The sequence below is a fragment of the Veillonella sp. CNR 79/14 genome (assembly GCF_003992185.1).
Classification (GTDB): Bacteria; Bacillota; Negativicutes; order Veillonellales; family Veillonellaceae; genus F0422.
This window is the reverse complement of the sequence record NZ_RQVH01000008.1, coordinates 37,943-56,859: the sequence shown is the minus strand read 5'-3', so window position 1 is coordinate 56,859 and position 18,917 is coordinate 37,943. Positions and strand designations below refer to the sequence as shown.

The 18,917-nt window shown below is 38.5% G+C and carries 20 protein-coding genes; 17 read left to right on the top strand and 3 right to left on the bottom strand.

The features are described from left to right. Nucleotide 1 precedes the first annotated feature (1 nt). The 6 genes from EO119_RS04065 (at nucleotide 2) to EO119_RS04040 (ending at nucleotide 6,691) form a co-directional block, all read left to right on the top strand. Nucleotides 2–2,179 carry a CD3337/EF1877 family mobilome membrane protein gene (locus tag EO119_RS04065; RefSeq protein ID WP_000804748.1) on the top strand — a complete coding sequence of 726 codons (2,178 nt, stop codon included), beginning with the start codon at nucleotides 2–4 and terminating at the stop codon, nucleotides 2,177–2,179. After that, a complete protein-coding gene (locus tag EO119_RS04060) occupies nucleotides 2,176–3,177 on the top strand; it encodes a lysozyme family protein (protein WP_126940766.1) in 1,002 nt (333 codons plus the stop codon). Before EO119_RS04065 ends, EO119_RS04060 begins: the two co-directional genes overlap by 4 nt. Beyond that, entirely contained in the window at nucleotides 3,174–4,109 is a 936-nt protein-coding gene (locus EO119_RS04055) for a conjugal transfer protein (protein WP_001224320.1), read from the top strand. The genes EO119_RS04060 and EO119_RS04055 overlap by 4 nt, the downstream gene beginning before the upstream one ends. 244 nt (nucleotides 4,110–4,353) lie before the next feature. Continuing rightward, nucleotides 4,354–4,470 (top strand): tetracycline resistance determinant leader peptide, encoded by a 117-nt coding sequence (locus EO119_RS04050; RefSeq protein WP_164725676.1) that lies wholly within the window; start codon nucleotides 4,354–4,356, stop codon nucleotides 4,468–4,470. 15 nt (nucleotides 4,471–4,485) lie between these two features. After that, nucleotides 4,486–6,405, top strand: coding sequence for a tetracycline resistance ribosomal protection protein Tet(M) (gene tet(M), locus EO119_RS04045; RefSeq protein ID WP_126940765.1), 1,920 nt, complete (start codon nucleotides 4,486–4,488; stop codon nucleotides 6,403–6,405). 118 nt (nucleotides 6,406–6,523) lie between these two features. After that, nucleotides 6,524–6,691: a cysteine-rich KTR domain-containing protein gene (locus tag EO119_RS04040; RefSeq protein ID WP_000336323.1), complete on the top strand. Its 168-nt coding sequence runs from the start codon at nucleotides 6,524–6,526 to the stop codon at nucleotides 6,689–6,691. A gap of 59 nt (nucleotides 6,692–6,750) precedes the next feature. Here EO119_RS04040 and EO119_RS04035 read toward each other — a convergent pair whose 3' ends face one another. Next, entirely contained in the window at nucleotides 6,751–7,104 is a 354-nt protein-coding gene (locus EO119_RS04035; RefSeq protein ID WP_001227347.1) for a helix-turn-helix transcriptional regulator, read from the bottom strand. A gap of 504 nt (nucleotides 7,105–7,608) precedes the next feature. Between EO119_RS04035 and EO119_RS04025 the strand changes: the two genes are divergently transcribed. After that, nucleotides 7,609–8,031 (top strand): sigma-70 family RNA polymerase sigma factor, encoded by a 423-nt coding sequence (locus EO119_RS04025; RefSeq protein WP_000804885.1) that lies wholly within the window; start codon nucleotides 7,609–7,611, stop codon nucleotides 8,029–8,031. Beyond that, on the top strand, nucleotides 8,028–8,258 hold the full coding sequence (locus tag EO119_RS04020; RefSeq protein ID WP_000857133.1) for a helix-turn-helix domain-containing protein: 231 nt from the start codon (nucleotides 8,028–8,030) through the stop codon (nucleotides 8,256–8,258). Before EO119_RS04025 ends, EO119_RS04020 begins: the two co-directional genes overlap by 4 nt. Nucleotides 8,259–8,483: 225 nt before the next feature. On the opposite strand, the gene EO119_RS08220 is transcribed toward EO119_RS04020, so the two are convergent. Then, entirely contained in the window at nucleotides 8,484–8,735 is a 252-nt protein-coding gene (locus EO119_RS08220) for a hypothetical protein (protein WP_001845478.1), read from the bottom strand. Between EO119_RS08220 and EO119_RS04010 the strand changes: the two genes are divergently transcribed. Both EO119_RS04010 and EO119_RS04005 read left to right on the top strand, forming a co-directional pair. Continuing rightward, nucleotides 8,719–8,922 carry an excisionase gene (locus EO119_RS04010; RefSeq protein ID WP_000814511.1) on the top strand — a complete coding sequence of 68 codons (204 nt, stop codon included), beginning with the start codon at nucleotides 8,719–8,721 and terminating at the stop codon, nucleotides 8,920–8,922. The genes EO119_RS08220 and EO119_RS04010 overlap by 17 nt on opposite strands. Nucleotides 8,923–9,003: 81 nt before the next feature. Beyond that, a complete protein-coding gene (locus tag EO119_RS04005; RefSeq protein WP_001291561.1) occupies nucleotides 9,004–10,221 on the top strand; it encodes a tyrosine-type recombinase/integrase in 1,218 nt (405 codons plus the stop codon). A 243-nt stretch (nucleotides 10,222–10,464) separates the two neighbouring features. On the opposite strand, the gene EO119_RS04000 is transcribed toward EO119_RS04005, so the two are convergent. Further along, nucleotides 10,465–12,291, bottom strand: a complete 1,827-nt coding sequence (locus EO119_RS04000) for a phosphoethanolamine transferase (protein ID WP_126940764.1) — start codon at nucleotides 12,289–12,291, stop codon at nucleotides 10,465–10,467. A 175-nt stretch (nucleotides 12,292–12,466) separates the two neighbouring features. On the opposite strand from EO119_RS04000, the gene EO119_RS03995 reads away from it, so the two are divergent. From EO119_RS03995 to EO119_RS03965, 7 genes are read left to right on the top strand one after another with little or no spacing between them, the layout of a single operon-like run. Then, a complete protein-coding gene (locus tag EO119_RS03995) occupies nucleotides 12,467–13,198 on the top strand; it encodes a ScpA family protein (RefSeq protein ID WP_126940763.1) in 732 nt (243 codons plus the stop codon). Next, entirely contained in the window at nucleotides 13,195–13,731 is a 537-nt protein-coding gene (gene scpB / locus EO119_RS03990) for an SMC-Scp complex subunit ScpB (protein ID WP_009353824.1), read from the top strand. Before EO119_RS03995 ends, scpB begins: the two co-directional genes overlap by 4 nt. 1 nt (nucleotide 13,732) lies before the next feature. Then, nucleotides 13,733–14,455 carry a pseudouridine synthase gene (locus EO119_RS03985; protein WP_062402389.1) on the top strand — a complete coding sequence of 241 codons (723 nt, stop codon included), beginning with the start codon at nucleotides 13,733–13,735 and terminating at the stop codon, nucleotides 14,453–14,455. Nucleotides 14,456–14,463: 8 nt separating this feature from the next. After that, nucleotides 14,464–15,708, top strand: coding sequence for an NAD(P)/FAD-dependent oxidoreductase (locus EO119_RS03980; RefSeq protein ID WP_126940762.1), 1,245 nt, complete (start codon nucleotides 14,464–14,466; stop codon nucleotides 15,706–15,708). Nucleotide 15,709: 1 nt separating this feature from the next. Continuing rightward, nucleotides 15,710–16,396 (top strand): (d)CMP kinase, encoded by a 687-nt coding sequence (cmk, locus tag EO119_RS03975; protein WP_009353847.1) that lies wholly within the window; start codon nucleotides 15,710–15,712, stop codon nucleotides 16,394–16,396. Continuing rightward, nucleotides 16,389–16,994: a 1-acyl-sn-glycerol-3-phosphate acyltransferase gene (locus EO119_RS03970; protein ID WP_126940761.1), complete on the top strand. Its 606-nt coding sequence runs from the start codon at nucleotides 16,389–16,391 to the stop codon at nucleotides 16,992–16,994. The genes cmk and EO119_RS03970 overlap by 8 nt, the downstream gene beginning before the upstream one ends. 9 nt (nucleotides 16,995–17,003) lie before the next feature. After that, the gene (locus EO119_RS03965; protein WP_126940760.1) at nucleotides 17,004–18,911 is read left to right on the top strand and encodes a bifunctional 4-hydroxy-3-methylbut-2-enyl diphosphate reductase/30S ribosomal protein S1; all 1,908 of its coding nucleotides are present in this window, start codon (nucleotides 17,004–17,006) and stop codon (nucleotides 18,909–18,911) included. The last annotated feature ends 6 nt before the right edge of the window (nucleotides 18,912–18,917 follow it).

Sequence of the window (18,917 nt, the reverse complement as noted above, 5' to 3'; positions counted from 1 at the left end):
TGTGAAACCATCAATAGTAAACAGAATAAAATCAAACTGGACGCTGAAACGTCTAGGTAAAGTGGCAATGACAGTGGCTTTCACACTTGTGATTGCCATTTTTCTTTTAGCCATGCTGGGAACGGTGGTTCAAGCTGCGGGCTTGGTAGATGATACGGTCAATGTGGCAAATGAATACAGCCGATACCCACTTGAAAACTATCAACTGGATTTTTATGTGGATAATAGCTGGGGCTGGCTTCCGTGGAACTGGTCGGACGGGATTGGAAAACAGGTCATGTATGGACTATATGCCATTACCAATTTTATTTGGACAATCAGTTTGTATGTTTCCAATGCGACAGGTTACTTAGTACAGGAAGCCTATTCCTTAGACTTCATTTCCGCTACAGCAGATTCCATTGGTAAGAATATGCAGACCTTAGCTGGTGTGAGTGCAAACGGATTTTCAACAGAGGGTTTCTATGTTGGATTCCTCTTACTCTTGATTTTGGTTCTTGGGGTTTATGTTGCCTATACGGGACTGATAAAGAGAGAAACCACAAAGGCAATTCATGCCATTATGAATTTTGTGCTGGTGTTTATCCTATCGGCTTCCTTTATTGCCTACGCTCCCGACTACATTAAAAAAATCAATGACTTTTCATCAGACATCAGTAATGCCAGTTTATCACTTGGCACGAAGATTGTCATGCCCCATTCCGATAGTCAAGGCAAGGACAGCGTGGACTTAATCAGAGATAGCCTGTTTTCCATACAGGTTCAGCAACCGTGGCTACTGCTTCAATACAACAGTTCAGACATTGAAAGTATCGGTATTGACCGTGTGGAAAGCCTGCTCTCCACCAGCCCAGATTCCAACAATGGCGAAGACAGAGAAAAAATTGTTGCGGAAGAAATTGAAGACAGAAGCAATACCAATCTAACCATTACAAAGACCATTAACCGTTTAGGTACAGTCTTCTTCCTATTTGTCTTCAATATTGGGATTTCCATATTTGTATTCCTATTAACAGGAATCATGATTTTCTCGCAGGTACTTTTTATCATCTATGCTATGTTTCTGCCTGTAAGCTTTATTTTAAGCATGATTCCATCATTTGATGGTATGTCAAAACGAGCCATAACAAAGCTCTTTAATACCATTTTGACACGAGCTGGAATCACATTGATTATTACGACAGCATTTAGTATTTCAACCATGCTCTATACCTTATCGGCTGGTTATCCGTTCTTTTTGATTGCTTTTCTACAGATTGTGACCTTTGCAGGAATCTACTTCAAGCTGGGCGATTTAATGAGTATGTTTTCTCTACAGAGTAACGATTCTCAAAGTGTGGGAAGTCGTGTGATGAGAAAACCTCGTATGCTTATGCACGCTCACATGCACCGTCTACAGCGGAAACTTGGACGTTCCATGACTACTCTAGGGGCTGGGTCTGCCATTGTTACAGGTAAAAAAGGACAGTCGGGTTCGGGGAGTTCTGCAAGGACACAAGCAGATCACTCCCGACCAGACGGAAAGGAAAAATCAACACTTGGAAAACGTATCGGTCAAACCATCGGTACAGTAGCTGATACCAAAGACAGAATGGTAGACACTGCTAGTGGTTTGAAAGAACAGGTTAAAGATTTGCCGACCAATGCAAGATATGCAGTATATCAAGGAAAATCCAAAGTAAAAGAGAATGTCCGTGATTTAACCAGTAGTATTTCTCAAACCAAAGCGGACAGAGCCAGTGGACGCAAGGAACAGCAGGAACAAAGGCGAAAAACCATTGCGAAGCGTCGCTCTGAAATGGAACAGGTCAAACAGAAAAAACAGCCTGCTTCTTCTGTTCATGAAAGACCGACTACAAGACAAGAACAATATCATGATGAACAGACCTCAAAACAGTCTAATATTCAGACTTCATATAAGGAATCTCAACAAGCCAAACAAGAGCGTCCAGCAGTTAAGTCCGATTTTTCAAGTCCAAAAGTGGAACGCCAAGGCAATACCGTTCAAGAAAAAACCGTTCAAAAGCCAGCAACTTCAACCACTACAGCAGATAGAACTTCACAACGTCCAATCACAAAAGAACGTCCGTCTACTGTTCAAAGAGTACCACTACAAAATACAAGAAGTAGACCACCAATCAAAACCGCCACCATTAAGAAAGTCGGTAAGAAACCATGAAGTTGAAAACTTTAGTGATTGGTGGTTCTGGATTATTCTTGATGGTCTTCTCACTGCTTCTGTTTGTTGCCATTTTATTTTCAGATGAACAGGACAGCGGAATTTCCAATATTCATTATGGAGGTGTGAATGTTTCCGCAGAAGTGCTGGCTCATAAGCCTATGGTAGAAAAATATGCCAAAGAATATGGCGTTGAAGAATATGTCAACATACATCTTGCGATTATACAGGTGGAATCGGGCGGTACTGCGGAAGATGTTATGCAGTCCTCGGAATCCCTCGGTCTTCCACCTAATTCATTGAGTACAGAAGAATCCATTAAGCAAGGTGTGAAGTATTTCAGTGAATTATTAGCCAGTAGCGAAAGGCTCAGTGTAGATTTAGAATCGGTTATCCAGTCCTACAATTATGGTGGTGGTTTCTTAGGGTATGTGGCTAATCGTGGAAATAAATATACCTTTGAACTGGCTCAAAGTTTCTCAAAAGAGTATTCAGGTGGCGAAAAAGTGTCTTACCCCAATCCCATAGCCATACCTATCAATGGGGGCTGGCGATACAACTATGGCAATATGTTTTATGTGCAACTGGTAACGCAGTATCTTGTCACAACAGAGTTTGATGATGATACGGTACAAGCCATCATGGACGAAGCACTGAAATATGAGGGCTGGCGATACGTTTACGGTGGAGCTTCCCCGACTACTTCTTTTGATTGTAGCGGACTGACACAATGGACGTATGGAAAAGCTGGAATTAACTTACCACGAACCGCACAACAGCAATATGATGTGACCCAGCATATCCCACTATCGGAAGCACAAGCTGGCGATTTGGTTTTCTTTCATTCTACCTATAACGCTGGCTCTTATATTACTCATGTTGGGATATACCTTGGCAATAACCGTATGTTTCATGCAGGCGACCCAATCGGTTATGCCGACTTAACAAGCCCCTACTGGCAACAGCATTTAGTGGGAGCAGGACGAATCAAACAATGAGAAAGGAAGATTTAATGATGAAATTTAGAAAAAATCAGAATAAAGAAAAACAGATACCAAAGGAAAAGAAACCTCGTGTCTACTATAAGGTCAATCCTCATAAAAAGGTTGTGATTGCCTTGTGGGTACTTTTAGGGCTTAGTTTCAGCTTTGCGATATTCAAGCACTTTACAGCTATAGATACTCATACTATTCACGAAACAACTATCATAGAAAAGGAATACGTTGATACTCATCATGTAGAAAATTTTGTAGAGAACTTTGCGAAAGTCTACTATTCATGGGAGCAATCCGATAAGTCCATTGATAATCGAATGGAAAGTCTAAAAGGCTATCTGACAGATGAACTTCAAGCTCTCAATGTTGATACAGTACGCAAAGATATTCCTGTATCGTCTTCTGTAAGAGGATTTCAGATATGGACGGTAGAGCCAACTGGCGACAATGAGTTTAATGTAACCTACAGTGTAGACCAGCTCATTACAGAGGGAGAAAATACAAAGACCGTCCACTCTGCTTATATAGTGAGTGTCTATGTAGATGGTTCTGGAAATATGGTACTGGTTAAGAATCCGACCATTACCAACATACCTAAGAAATCAAGTTATAAACCAAAAGCCATTGAAAGTGAGGGGACGGTTGATTCCATTACAACCAATGAAATCAATGAGTTTTTAACGACGTTCTTCAAGCTCTATCCTACAGCGACAGCCAGTGAACTTTCCTACTATGTGAATGACGGGATATTAAAACCAATCGGAAAAGAGTACATCTTTCAAGAACTGGTAAATCCTATTCACAATCGTAAGGATAATCAAGTCACGGTATCGCTGACAGTGGAGTATATCGACCAGCAGACCAAAGCAACGCAGGTATCTCAATTTGATTTGGTACTTGAAAAGAACGGGAGTAATTGGAAGATTATAGAATAACAAATATTGGTACATTATTACAGCTATTTTGTAATCACGTACTCTCTTTGATAAAAAATTGGAGATTCCTTTACAAATATGCTCTTACGTGCTATTATTTAAGTATCTATTTAAAAGGAGTTAATAAATATGCGGCAAGGTATTCTTAAATAAACTGTCAATTTGATAGTGGGAACAAATAATTGGATGTCCTTTTTTAGGAGGGCTTAGTTTTTTGTACCCAGTTTAAGAATACCTTTATCATGTGATTCTAAAGTATCCGGAGAATATCTGTACGCTTTGTATGCCTATGGTTATGCATAAAAATCCCAGTGATAAGAGTATTTATCACTGGGATTTTTATGCCCTTTTGGGCTTTTGAATGGAGGAAAATCACATGAAAATTATTAATATTGGAGTTTTAGCTCATGTTGATGCGGGAAAAACTACCTTAACAGAAAGCTTATTATATAACAGTGGAGCGATTACAGAATTAGGAAGCGTGGACAGAGGTACAACGAAAACGGATAATACGCTTTTAGAACGTCAGAGAGGAATTACAATTCAGACGGCGATAACCTCTTTTCAGTGGAAAAATACTAAGATAAACATCATAGACACGCCAGGACATATGGATTTTTTAGCAGAAGTATATCGTTCATTATCAGTATTAGATGGGGCAATTCTACTGATTTCTGCAAAAGATGGCGTACAAGCACAAACTCGTATATTGTTTCATGCACTTAGGAAAATAGGTATTCCCACAATCTTTTTTATCAATAAGATTGACCAAAATGGAATTGATTTATCAACGGTTTATCAGGATATTAAAGAGAAACTTTCTGCGGAAATTGTAATCAAACAGAAGGTAGAACTGCATCCTAATATGCGTGTAATGAACTTTACCGAATCTGAACAATGGGATATGGTAATAGAAGGAAATGATTACCTTTTGGAGAAATATACGTCTGGGAAATTATTGGAAGCATTAGAACTCGAACAAGAGGAAAGCATAAGATTTCATAATTGTTCCCTGTTCCCTGTTTATCACGGAAGTGCAAAAAACAATATAGGGATTGATAACCTTATAGAAGTGATTACGAATAAATTTTATTCATCAACACATCGAGGTCAGTCTGAACTTTGCGGAAAAGTTTTCAAAATTGAGTATTCGGAAAAAAGACAGCGTCTTGCATATATACGTCTTTATAGTGGCGTACTGCATTTGCGAGATTCGGTTAGAATATCGGAAAAGGAAAAAATAAAAATTACAGAAATGTATACTTCAATAAATGGTGAATTATGTAAAATCGATAAGGCTTATTCCGGGGAAATTGTTATTTTGCAGAATGAGTTTTTGAAGTTAAATAGTGTTCTTGGAGATACAAAGCTATTGCCACAGAGAGAGAGAATTGAAAATCCGCACCCTCTACTACAAACGACTGTTGAACCGAGCAAACCTCAACAAAGGGAAATGTTACTTGATGCACTTTTAGAAATCTCCGACAGTGACCCGCTTCTGCGATATTATGTGGATTCTGCGACACATGAAATCATACTTTCTTTCTTAGGGAAAGTACAAATGGAAGTGACTTGTGCTCTGCTGCAAGAAAAGTATCATGTGGAGATAGAAATAAAAGAGCCTACAGTCATTTATATGGAAAGACCGTTAAAAAAAGCAGAGTATACCATTCACATCGAAGTTCCACCGAATCCTTTCTGGGCTTCCATTGGTCTATCTGTAGCACCGCTTCCATTAGGGAGCGGAGTACAGTATGAGAGCTCGGTTTCTCTTGGATACTTAAATCAATCGTTTCAAAATGCAGTTATGGAGGGGATACGCTATGGCTGTGAACAAGGATTGTATGGTTGGAATGTGACGGACTGTAAAATCTGTTTTAAGTATGGCTTATACTATAGCCCTGTTAGTACCCCAGCAGATTTTCGGATGCTTGCTCCTATTGTATTGGAACAAGTCTTAAAAAAAGCTGGAACAGAATTGTTAGAGCCATATCTTAGTTTTAAAATTTATGCGCCACAGGAATATCTTTCACGAGCATACAACGATGCTCCTAAATATTGTGCGAACATCGTAGACACTCAATTGAAAAATAATGAGGTCATTCTTAGTGGAGAAATCCCTGCTCGGTGTATTCAAGAATATCGTAGTGATTTAACTTTCTTTACAAATGGACGTAGTGTTTGTTTAACAGAGTTAAAAGGGTACCATGTTACTACCGGTGAACCTGTTTGCCAGCCCCGTCGTCCAAATAGTCGGATAGATAAAGTACGATATATGTTCAATAAAATAACTTAGTGTATTTTATGTTGTTATATAAATATGGTTTCTTGTTAAATAAGATGAAATATTTTTTAATAAAGATTTGAATTAAAGTGTAAAGGAGGAGATAGTTATTATAAACTACAAGTGGATATTGTGTCCTGTATGTGGAAATAAAACACGATTAAAGATAAGGGAAGATACTGAATTAAAAAAATTCCCCCTCTATTGTCCGAAATGCAGACAAGAAAATTTAATTGAAATAAAGCAGTTCAAAGTAACTGTGATTACAGAGCCAGACGCAAAGACGCAGAGCCGATAAAATGAGATTAATACAATCTCATTTTATCGGCTCTTTCCGTTATGTATGGATTCTTTTAATTAGTCTTCGATGTTTCTTGCTTCGTTGATACCGCTGGCTAAAGATTCCATTAAGGATAGTTCTTTGTCTGTAAAGCTATCCATGTATTTCTCTATCTGTAATCGTCGGGTGCTTTTTACCAAGTTATTAGCAGGTAAGAAAAATTCATCAACGGAAACATGAAGTAACGATACAAGGTCATAAAGAACTTGTATGCTGGGGTGTTGCCCTTTATTTTCAATATTAGTTAAGTACCGTGGGTCAATTTCAATCAATGCTCCCACTTGTTCACGAGTTAAACCTCGTTTCAATCGAGCTTCTTTAATGGCTAAACCAAAGGCTCTAAAATCATATTTATCTTCTTTTTTACGCATAGTAGACCACCTCTATACATTTTATTGTTCCTACTGAATTAAAAACAGGTATAGAAAAACGTGTTATATGGTTTATAGGTTTATATTTAATAAAAAGCACTACTAAACGCCAATAAAAAAAACCGTTATATGGTAGTGCTATTTACGCTGTTAAAATATTGTATATTACTTCCAAATGGCGGTTTGTTGGAGGTCAACGTCGCCATGAAGTACATCATATACAATAAATTTCCTTACATTGGGTTCTTGTCAAAAAAAGTCGTCTATCTGCAATAGATAAGTACGTCCACCAATATGGTTTTATAAATCATATAGATAGAATAACAGAAGCATGTAAACAGAGAAATAAATCTGTTTATATGCTTTTTTGGCTATTCAGAACTTTTTTACAAAGTTTATTTATCAGTAATGCAACAAATCCCCCTTTCACATTGGGACTAAGAGTGAAAGGAGATAAACGAGCAAGGCTCACTTCCTTTCCTAGACAGAAAGGGGGTGAGAAACATGAAACCATCTTCTTTTCAGACCACAATAGAAAATCAGTTTGACTATATCTGTAAACGTGCTATGGAAGACGAGCGAAAGAATTATATGCTTTATCTTTCAAGGATTGCAAAGCGTGAGGTGTCCTTTTCGGATGTTGGCGATTATCTTGTTAGCCAGTTTGCGACAACAGATAACTATTCAACTGACTTTCAGATTTTTACACTCAATGGGTTATCAGTAGGCGTTGAAAATGATTTGTTGAGTGAAGCATTACGTGAGTTGCCAGACAAGAAACGTGAAATTCTACTGCTGTTTTACTTTATGGACATGAGCGATTCAGAAATTGCAGACCTGTTGAAATTGAACCGTTCTACTGTCTATCGGCATAGAACCAGTGGACTAGCCTTAATTAAAAAGTTTATGGAGGAATTTGAAGAATGAAAACACAATATCCTATGATTCCCTTTCCTCTCATTGTAAAGGCAACAGATGGCGATACCGAAGCGATTAACCAGATTCTACATCATTACAGAGGGTACATAACGAAGCGTTCCCTACGACTTATGAAAGATGAATATGGCAATCAAAGTATGGTCGTTGATGAAGTCTTACGTGGAAGAATGGAAACCAGACTGATTACAAAGATTTTGTCATTTGAAATTAAGTAATATCCTCTCTCCTTTCGTGGAAGCGTGCTAAACCATTCCACGCTTCCCGAACAGGGAGGTTTGTTATTCCACCAAAGCATATTGAGCTTTCAATGTGTTTTGATAGGCTAACGAGCCATTGTTCTTTGAAAACTGAATAAAAGTAATCGAATACGTTTCGATAAGAAAAGAGCCAACGGAACTAACCGCCATGACCTATCTTATAAAGATAGCGAGCGATTCATGTTAGTGATCCGAGAAGCAATCTTTAGCAGGATTGCCTGCAACGACATTCTTATCGTGATAATGATACTCCCATACAGTCAATAGTCCGAGCGTGATAAAACCGTCGCAGGCAATGAGTATGGCTACATGAGAACCATGCAGGGGTGGAACTCCCGTGAGCTTTGCTAAAGCTGTTCGATTGCTGGTAAAACAACTTTTATGAAATCCAAATAAGTGATTTGGAAAGGAGGATTTTATGAAGCAGACTGACATTCCTATTTGGGAACGTTATACCCTAACCATTGAAGAAGCGTCAAAATATTTTCGTATTGGCGAAAACAAGCTACGACGCTTGGCAGAGGAAAATAAAAATGCAAATTGGCTGATTATGAATGGCAATCGTATTCAGATTAAACGAAAACAATTTGAAAAAATTATAGATACATTGGACGCAATCTAGCGTCGCCAAAGGGTCTTGTATATGATAAAATAGTATTAAGTCGTATCAAGGCTCTTTCCATAAAGGAAAGGAGCAAATGCCATGTCAGAAAAAAGACGTGACAATAAAGGTCGAATCTTAAAGACTGGAGAGAGCCAACGAAAAGACGGAAGATACTTATACAAATATATAGATTCATTTGGAGAACCGCAATTTGTTTACTCGTGGAAACTTGTGGCTACAGACCGAGTACCAGCAGGAAAGCGTGATTGTATCTCACTTAGAGAGAAAATCGCAGAGTTACAGAAAGACATTCATGATGGTATTGATGTTGTAGGAAAGAAAATGACACTCTGCCAGCTTTACGCAAAACAGAACGCTCAAAGACCAAAGGTTAGAAAAAACACTGAAACTGGACGCAAATATCTTATGGATATTTTGAAGAAAGACAAGTTAGGTGTAAGAAGTATTGACAGTATTAAGCCATCAGACGCTAAAGAATGGGCTATTAGAATGAGTGAAAATGGTTATGCTTATCAAACCATCAATAACTACAAACGTTCTTTAAAGGCTTCATTCTATATTGCTATACAAGATGATTGTGTTCGGAAGAATCCATTTGACTTTCAACTGAAAGCAGTTCTTGATGATGATACTGTCCCTAAGACCGTACTAACAGAAGAACAGGAAGAAAAACTGTTAGCCTTTGCAAAAGCTGATAAAACCTACAGCAAAAATTATGATGAAATTCTGATACTCTTAAAAACAGGTCTTCGTATTTCAGAGTTTGGTGGTTTGACACTTCCAGATTTAGATTTTGAGAATCGTCTTGTCAATATAGACCATCAGCTATTGAGAGATACTGAAATTGGGTACTACATTGAAACACCAAAGACCAAAAGTGGCGAACGTCAAGTTCCTATGGTTGAAGAAGCCTATCAAGCATTTAAGCGAGTGTTAGCGAATCGAAAGAATGATAAGCGTGTTGAGATTGATGGATATAGTGATTTCCTCTTTCTTAATAGAAAGAACTATCCAAAAGTGGCAAGTGATTACAACGGCATGATGAAAGGTCTTGTTAAGAAATACAATAAGTATAACGAGGATAAATTGCCACACATCACTCCACATAGTTTGCGACATACATTCTGTACCAACTATGCAAATGCAGGAATGAATCCAAAGGCATTACAGTACATTATGGGACATGCTAATATAGCCATGACGCTGAACTATTACGCACATGCAACATTCGATTCTGCAATGGCAGAAATGAAACGCTTGAATAAAGAGAAGCAACAGGAGCGTCTTGTTGCTTAGTAGTACAAATGAATTTACTACTTATTTACCACTTCTGACAGCTAAGACATGAGGAAATATGCAAAGAAACGTGAAGTATCTTCCTACAGTAAAAATACTCGAAAGCACATAGAATAAGGCTTTACGAGCATTTAAGAAAATATAAAAAGATAATTAGAAATTTATACTTTGTTTATATACAAAAAATAGATATGAAACAGGCACCAACGCAATAGCTGGTGCCTGTTTTGTGCTTGTAGTAGTTTATTTCGCCTCAGGATCTAAGGACAACGGTTGTGTACCTAACATTGTGGTTAAGTTATTGACATTAAAGCGATAGGCTTTGTTAGAAAAATCTCGTGTGACATCGTAGTTACCAGATGGAGCATGTATGATGCCTACGAGCATATCATACAATAAGTCATTGGTGAAATATTGTTGTTCATGATTGCGTAGGGTAATTGCTGTTTCTGGATATGCTGTACGATATGTAGGAGATAAGTAAATCCACATTGGTATCCGTGTCATTCCAAAATTGAAGATATCTGGATTGTGAGATGTTTTAATATTTTCTCCATGGTCAGAGAAGTATACCATGGCTTGTAAGTTTAAGTTATCCTTAGCATAGGTGTAAATTTCTTGTAACAGCCAATCAGTATATAGTTGGCTATTGGCATAAGCTTCAATTCCTTCAGGGTTTGGACCTTGTTTCCATTTGCTGAACTCGTGAGGATATCTATCGTTGTAGTAGATATGACTACCCATAATATGGATGACGATGAAATTATTTTGGTTCTTTGGTACGTCTTTTAAAAGTGGTAACAAAGCGCCATCATATTGATCAGAGAAGGCATAGGATTCATGAGCCCAACGGGGCGTATCACTTGCTTTTGCAATGAGAGAGATAGCTGTATCGTATTCACCATATACACCTTGGTTAGATAACCAAGAGGTGTGATATCCAGCTTTTTTTGCTACATCGATAATGGTTGTGGCATCAAAGAACGGTTTATCATCATATTGATTGCGCTCTGTTAAGGCTCTTTCTAAAGTCGGTACAGTCTGCACATAGGATGAGTAAGCGTGTTTAAAAACATTGAAGTTCGGATTTTGATACAGGGAACCTTGCCATGGAGTATCATCGTAAGGGAAGTCAGGAGTATACATTTTCATGTAATCTCTAGAAGAAGATTCTCCAATGACTAAGATGACAGTACCTGGAGTTTTTTGCGCCGCTGTTTCCGTAGTGCTTAATTGTAAATTGTTAAATACACTAACGTGCTTATCGTTATATGACTGTAATTCTTTCATATAGGCTCTAACTTCTAGCCAATTGCTGACAATATCTGTACGAGGGAAAAGGTAATATCCACCATACACGATGAGGGCGATGGATAGAATCCATTTTATATCATCTTGATATCGCTGAAAGAAAGAGGAATAGAACACAGTAGGCTCATCGTTCGTTTGAGCTTTTACATTGGCAAAGTATAAAAGACCAAGTATGATAGCGATGCCAACAACAGCACCACCAATACCACCAACACCGATGATGTTTTTCACAAAGCCTAAGGCTTCCTCGGGGTTGGTTTGGTACAATGCCATCATAGTGGCAGGAGTAATACAATGCCAAGTGGATAGATAGTACCCGATTTGACCAACTGGGATGAGGAGCAATGCTACGTCAAGGATGCTGTATAGAGCAGACCAAATACGTTTTGCCTTTCCCCATTGTAGTAGCCAATAGTGGGTGACACTAAGACCACAGAATAAGACTAGACCAAATAAAAAATCGTTGGCGAATTCGTAGAAGTAAAAAGGCTTTTCATAAGACCAGTGAAATAAGAGGGGGAATGTTAATGCCCAACTGATACCCACTATACCATGACCAATGAGATATCCTTTTGTAAAGGAACTACGAATGATCGATTGTAAGACTGTTAAGCCTACAATGGTAGGAACGAATAAGGTAAGGATATCTTCTATGTCAAACCCTAAAGTAATTGGTTCATAGATGTAAAATAGTGCCACTGCGATGATAGTGGACACGATGGTATACAGTCCCAACTGTTTCCATCTTTGACGATGCATAGTGTCGCCTCTCTTTCTGGGTGTAGCAATTTTCGCCCATTTCATTTATAATACATATAGATACATACGTTGGTATGTCTATGTATTATTCTAACTGTTTCTAATAGGAAATGCAATTTTTTCATACAAGGTGTGGTGAAAGCCATACCTTTATTTTTGGTAGAAAGGAGTTTTCATGAATACCTACGATTTTAAACTGGATATTTTTGAAGGCCCTTTGGATCTTTTATTGCATTTGATTGAAAAGAATCAGATCGATATATACGATATTCCCATTGTGCATATCACTTCACAATATATGGATATACTAAAAACTTGGAATCAATTTGATATTGCCTATAGTAGTGAGTTTTTAGTGATGGCAGCTACGTTGTTGCAGATTAAGTCACGCCTTTTATTGCCTAAGATAAATCATAAGGATGAAAGTGATACAGAAGATCCACGAGACGAATTGGTGAATCGATTGGTGGAGTTTAAACGCATCAAAGAATTGACGGGTCTTCTTGAAGAACGTGTATCCGATGGGGCCTATGTATTTAATAGACCGGAAGAGCTTAGCCAAGTGGGATTAGATCTTGTTTGTACTGTAGAGTGGGATGCATTAGTGGCATGCTTTCAGAAAGTGCAGGAACGATATGATCGACCTGAGATAGAAGCTCCCAAAGTTATGATGGAACGTGAAGAATATACATTGGAACAAGGGATTGAAGATGTATTATTAGCGACGAGGAATCAACAAGTGCCTTGTGTAAATTTATTTGCTTCGGTACAGACGAAGGAAGAAAGTGTGGTTACATTTTTGGCGTTATTAGAGTTAATGAAACGTCAACTATTGCGAATTATAGTGGGCAATCACGATATATATAACGTGATTGTAGAAGGTATAGAAGAAGGAGATGCGCTGTGAATAGCATTGAATTTCAGCAGTTAGAGGCTGTATTATTTGCAGCAGCTACCCCTTTAACGATAGATACATTAGCAGATATTTTTGAAGTCTATGCACCAGAAGTTGAAAAAGCTATCAAAGGTTACGAAGAAAGGTTAGTACAGGAACGGCGAGGAATTAGGATTCGTAAAAGTGCATCGGGCATAGAACTAGTGAGCGCCCAAGAATGCAGTGAATTTGTTACTAAAATTCGCCATAGAGATGAAAAACTATCTGGAGCGGCTATGGAAACGTTGGCTGTAATTGCTTTCAAACAGCCTATCACAAAAGGTGAAGTAGAAGAATTTCGTGGTGTGAACTGTGAAAAAGTATTAAAACAATTATTGGCCCGTGACATGATTGTAGAGTTAGGACGAAAGGAAACTATCGGACGTCCTGTGATTTACGGAACATCGGATAACTTTTTAAGGACTGTAGGTGCCAATTCTATTGAAGAATTGCAACAGTCTATGCCTCTTTCAGCGGGGTTATCCATAGATATAGAAGGAGATTAATATGGAACTAGAACGTTTGCAAAAATATATTGCCCGTTGTGGTGTGGCATCACGACGAAAAGCAGAAGAATTGATTACTTCTGGCAAAGTACTTGTGAATGGTAAATATGTAAAAGAACTGGGTGCAAAGGTAAATCCTACACGGGACCGCGTTAAAGTGGATGGACAACTATTGGAGCCAGAGGCATTGGAATATTATATTTTTAACAAGCCAAAAGGGGTGATTACATCCATTACAGATCCTGAAGGACGCAAAACTGTTATGGATTATATTAACTCTGTAAAAGTTCGTATTTATCCTGTAGGCCGATTAGACTACCATACAGAAGGATTATTACTATTGACGAATGATGGAACTATGGCGCAAAATTTAGCCCATCCATCAAAAGGTGTGACGAAAACCTACGAAGTAAAAGTAAAAGATCGTGTGCTTGATGAACATTTAGAACAGTTAGCAGTAGGTATCAAACTAGAAGATGGTATGACGGCGCCTTGCGAAATTACAGACTACGGATTTAATGGAAAAACAGGTCTTACCACTGTAGAAATTACCATCCATGAAGGGCGTAATCGTCAAGTACGCCGTATGTTTGAACACTTTGGGTACTCTATTCATAATTTGAAACGCATCAATTATGCGGGATTGAATTTGAAAGGGTTGAAACGTGGGGCTTTTCGTAAATTAACTCGTGAAGAAGTGAAACAATTACAAGCGATAAAATAAGGATACATATGAAAAAAATTATTGTCATCGGTGGTGGCGCTGCAGGTCTTATGTCTGGCGTCCGAGCTGCACAATTAGGTGCCTCTGTGCGTATCATTGAAAAAATGAAGATGGTGGGCCTTAAAATGGGGATTACAGGAAAAGGGCGTTGTAATGTGACCAATGCAGCTCCTATAGAAGATTTTATTAAGCAAACGCCTGGAAATGGTAAATTTCTATATAGTGCGTACCAACAATGGACAAATGAAGATATGATTCATTTGCTCAATAGTTGGGGTGTCCCTACTAAGGTTGAGCGCGGTGGCCGTGTGTTTCCAGAGTCTGATAAAGCAACGGATGTGCGCAATGCTTTTATAGACACGTATCGTAAATTAGGTGGACAACTTCATTTAGAAGAAAGTGTTAAGGATTTAATCGTACGAGATGGCGCTATTACAGGTGTGATTACAGATAAAGGAACCTATGAGTGCGATGCAGCTATCATCGCAACAGGTGGGATGTCCTATCCATTGACTGGCTCCACTGGAGATGGCTATGAATTAGCCTCTTCTGTGGGACATTCTATCGTGGAATTGAGACCATCTTTAATTCCTTTAGAAACAAAAGAACATTGGGTGAAAGACTTAATGGGGCTGAGCCTTAAAAATGTAGAAGTCTCTATTATTGCGAAAAATAAAGTGCAGACAAAACAATTTGGAGAAATGCTATTTGCCCATTTTGGGGTCACAGGACCGATTATTTTATCAGCTTCTCATACAGTGACCAAATTATTGAAGAAAAAGGTAGATCCCATTACTATTGAAATTAATCTAAAACCAGCATTAACTAAAGAGGTTTTAGATAAGCGGGTACAACGTGATTTCAGTGAGTCTCAAAATAAGCAATTAGTGAACGTATTGAAAGGTTTATTGCCATCCAAGTTAATTCCAGTTATATGTCAATTAGCAGAATTAGAAGGAACCAAGGCGATTCACGATATTACCAAAGAGGAGCGCTTGCGACTGGTAGATACGATTCAACATATGCGACTCACCGTACATAAACCTCGCCCTATAGCAGAGGCTATTGTGACAGCTGGTGGCATTTCTGTAAAAGAAGTAGATCCCAAAACGATGCAGTCTAAATTGGTGCATGGCTTATATATGGCAGGAGAAGTCTTGGATGTGGATGCATTCACAGGGGGATATAATCTGCAAGTTGCGTTTTCTACAGCCTACGTAGCTGCTACTCATGCAGCAGAAGGAGGAGTCTAATATGAATCGACGAATTTCCGTAGCCATTGATGGTCCTGCTGGTGCAGGTAAAAGTAGTATTTCTAAAGTAGTAGCCAAGAAATTAGGGTATTTATATATTGATACAGGAGCTATGTATCGTGGCATTACCTGGGCACTACTGAATGCGGGTATATCTATTGATGATGTAGATGCAGTAGAAGCTGCTTTGTCTAAGATTCAATTAGAACTACGTGTAGAAGAAACGGGTTTATCTGTATGGGTAAATGGAACAGATGTATCCCAAGATATCCGTACGCAATATGTGACAAGTCACGTGTCTCAAGTGGCTGCACAAAAAGCAGTGCGCACTAAGTTGGTAGAAATGCAACGTCACATGGCATCAGCGGGCGGTGTGATTCTTGATGGTAGGGATATTGGTTCCGTTGTGTTACCTAATGCGGAATTAAAAGTCTATCTAACAGCATCTGTGGAGACTCGTGGGCATCGACGTTGGTTGGAGTTGAAAGATTCCGAGAATATCTCTTTGGAAGAAGTATGTCGTACTGTAGCAGAGCGAGATGCCATGGATATGAATCGAAAGGAATCTCCTCTTGTATGCGTAGATGATGCAGTGGTTGTAGAAACGGATCATCTTAGTATAGAAGAAACTGTTCAAACTCTTGTTGACTTAATTCGTAAAGCGGAACTAGGAGGGCATCATGGATAAATTTTCTGAATGCTTATGGAGATCTGCGTTTACCATCGTTTATGGATGGTGGTATGGCACAAAGGTATATGGGAAAGAAAATGTACCTAAAGAAGGGCCGGTCATCATTTCTCCAAACCATAAGAGTAATAATGACCCTCCTTTATGTGGCTTTGCATTACCACGTCATGTGAACTTCATGGCAAAAGAAGAGCTATTTAGAAATCCAATTTCTAAATTAGTTTGTACTTGGCTAGGAGCCTTTCCGGTGCGACGAGGTGGAGTCGATAAATTAGCTATTCGTCATGCTATGAATTTATTGAAGGATAATTTAATGCTTGGTATTTTTCCAGAAGGGACACGACAAAAGGGTGATTCTTTAGGGCGCTTTCACGATGGCGTAGCTTCGATGGCGTTGCGTACAGGGGTGCCAGTAGTACCGATAGCCATTGTAGGAAGCGATAAAATGATTCGTGGAGAAGTAGCTGTTATTATTGGAAAACCGATTGTAGTAGCAAAAGCAAAAGCAACTGTAGAGGCTATTGCAGACGTGAATGATGTGGTAAAAACAGCTATCCAAACTATGATTGATGAATATAAAGCAGGTAAGTATAAATAGGGGAATGCTATGTTTACAATACGATTAGCAGAAAATTGTGGGTTTTGCTACGGCGTAAAGCGTGCTGTTACTATGGCAGAAAAAGCAGCAGACTCACAAGAATTGAGTTATACATTGGGACCGATTATTCATAACCCTCAAGTAGTAGGTCGGTTAGAAGATAATGGTGTCTATGCCATTAATGAATTGAGTGATGTAGAAACAGGTACTATTATCATTCGCTCCCATGGGGTTGGTCCAGAAGTATATGAAGAGGCAGAAACAAGAGGTTTACCAGTTATAGATGCCACCTGTCCACATGTGCAAAAAGCACAAAGAGATGCGAAGTCAGTTGTTGATGAAGGGCTTACGCTTATTATCTTGGGTGAAAAGAAACATCCAGAAGTAAAGAGTATTAATCTATGGGCAGGTAATAAAGGTATTATAGTAGAAACAGAAGAGGATGCTAGAAATATTCAATTCGTGGAAAAAATTGGAGTTGTAGTACAAACTACCTTTTCACAATTTAAGTTTCAAAGTATAATAAAAATATTAGAACAAAAATCTAATGATCAAAAGATCTTCAAAACAATTTGTCAGGCTACTGAGGAACGTCAAAATTCTGCTGTAGCTTTGGCGAAAGAAGTGGATCTTATGATCGTGGTAGGTGGGAAGAACTCCGGCAACACGACTAGATTAGCAGAAGTATGTCGTGATGTAGGGTGTACTACATACCACATCGAAACTGCTACTGAAATACAAATGACGTGGTTGAAGGACGTCACAACAGTAGGAGTCACGGCTGGTGCATCGACACCAGACTGGATAATTAAGGAGGTCATTCAGACGATGGAAAATTTTGCAGAATTATTTGCAGCATCAGAAGCGCAAGCAGAAGAATTTAAGAAAGGTAATGTGATTGAAGGGGAAGTTGTACAAATCGATGACGAACGTGCATATGTATCTTTTGGCTACAAAACAGAAGCACAACTAGAGAGAAAAGAAATGGCATACCCTACACCAGCTTCTGCTAAAGATGTATTAAAGGAAGGCGACAAAATCAAAGCTGTTATCCTTAACCACATCAAAGAAGATAGCCCAATTTATCTTTCTATCACTCGTTTGGCTAAAGATGAAGATTGGCAATATGTTATTGAAGCACAAGAAAAAGATGAACCAATCATCTGTAAAGGTGTGGATGCAATTCCTGCAGGTTTAGTCGTAACTGTTAAGTCTTTACGTGGTTTTATTCCACTTTCCCAAGGTGACATTCACTTCGTGAAATCCCTTGATAACTTAGTAGGTACAGAATTCGAAGCTAAAGTACTTGAAGTTGAAGAAAAGAAAAACCGTTTAGTTCTTTCTCGTCGTGAAGTACTTGAAGTGGAACGCCAAGCTAAATTAAAAGAAGCGTTAGCAAATGTAGAAGTTGGCGGTACTTACAAAGGTACTGTTCGTAAAATCATGCCTTATGGCGCATTTGTTGATATCGGAGGAATCGAAGGTTTACTTCACATTTCCGACATTTCTTGGCAAAAAATTAAACGCGTTGAAGACGTGTTAGCGGTAGGTCAAGAAATCGATGTTAAATTACAATCCTTTGATGAAGAAAACAGCAAAATCTCTTTATCTTTAAAAGCATTATCCAAAAGCCCATGGGACGTTGCAGAAGAAACTATCCATGTAGGTGATGTAGTAACTGGTAAAGTAGTTCGCACAGTACAATACGGTGCATTTGTTGCTATCAACGATGATATCCAAGGTTTACTTCACATCTCTCAAGTGACTAAACAACGTAATGCAAAAGTAGAAGACTACTTGAGCCGCGGTCAAGAAGTAGAAGTAGAAGTAATTTCTTTCAACAAAGATGAAAAGAAATTAGGTTTAAAATTAACTGAGTTAATGGAACCAGTAGCAACTGAAGAAGAAGCTGAATAATTTCTA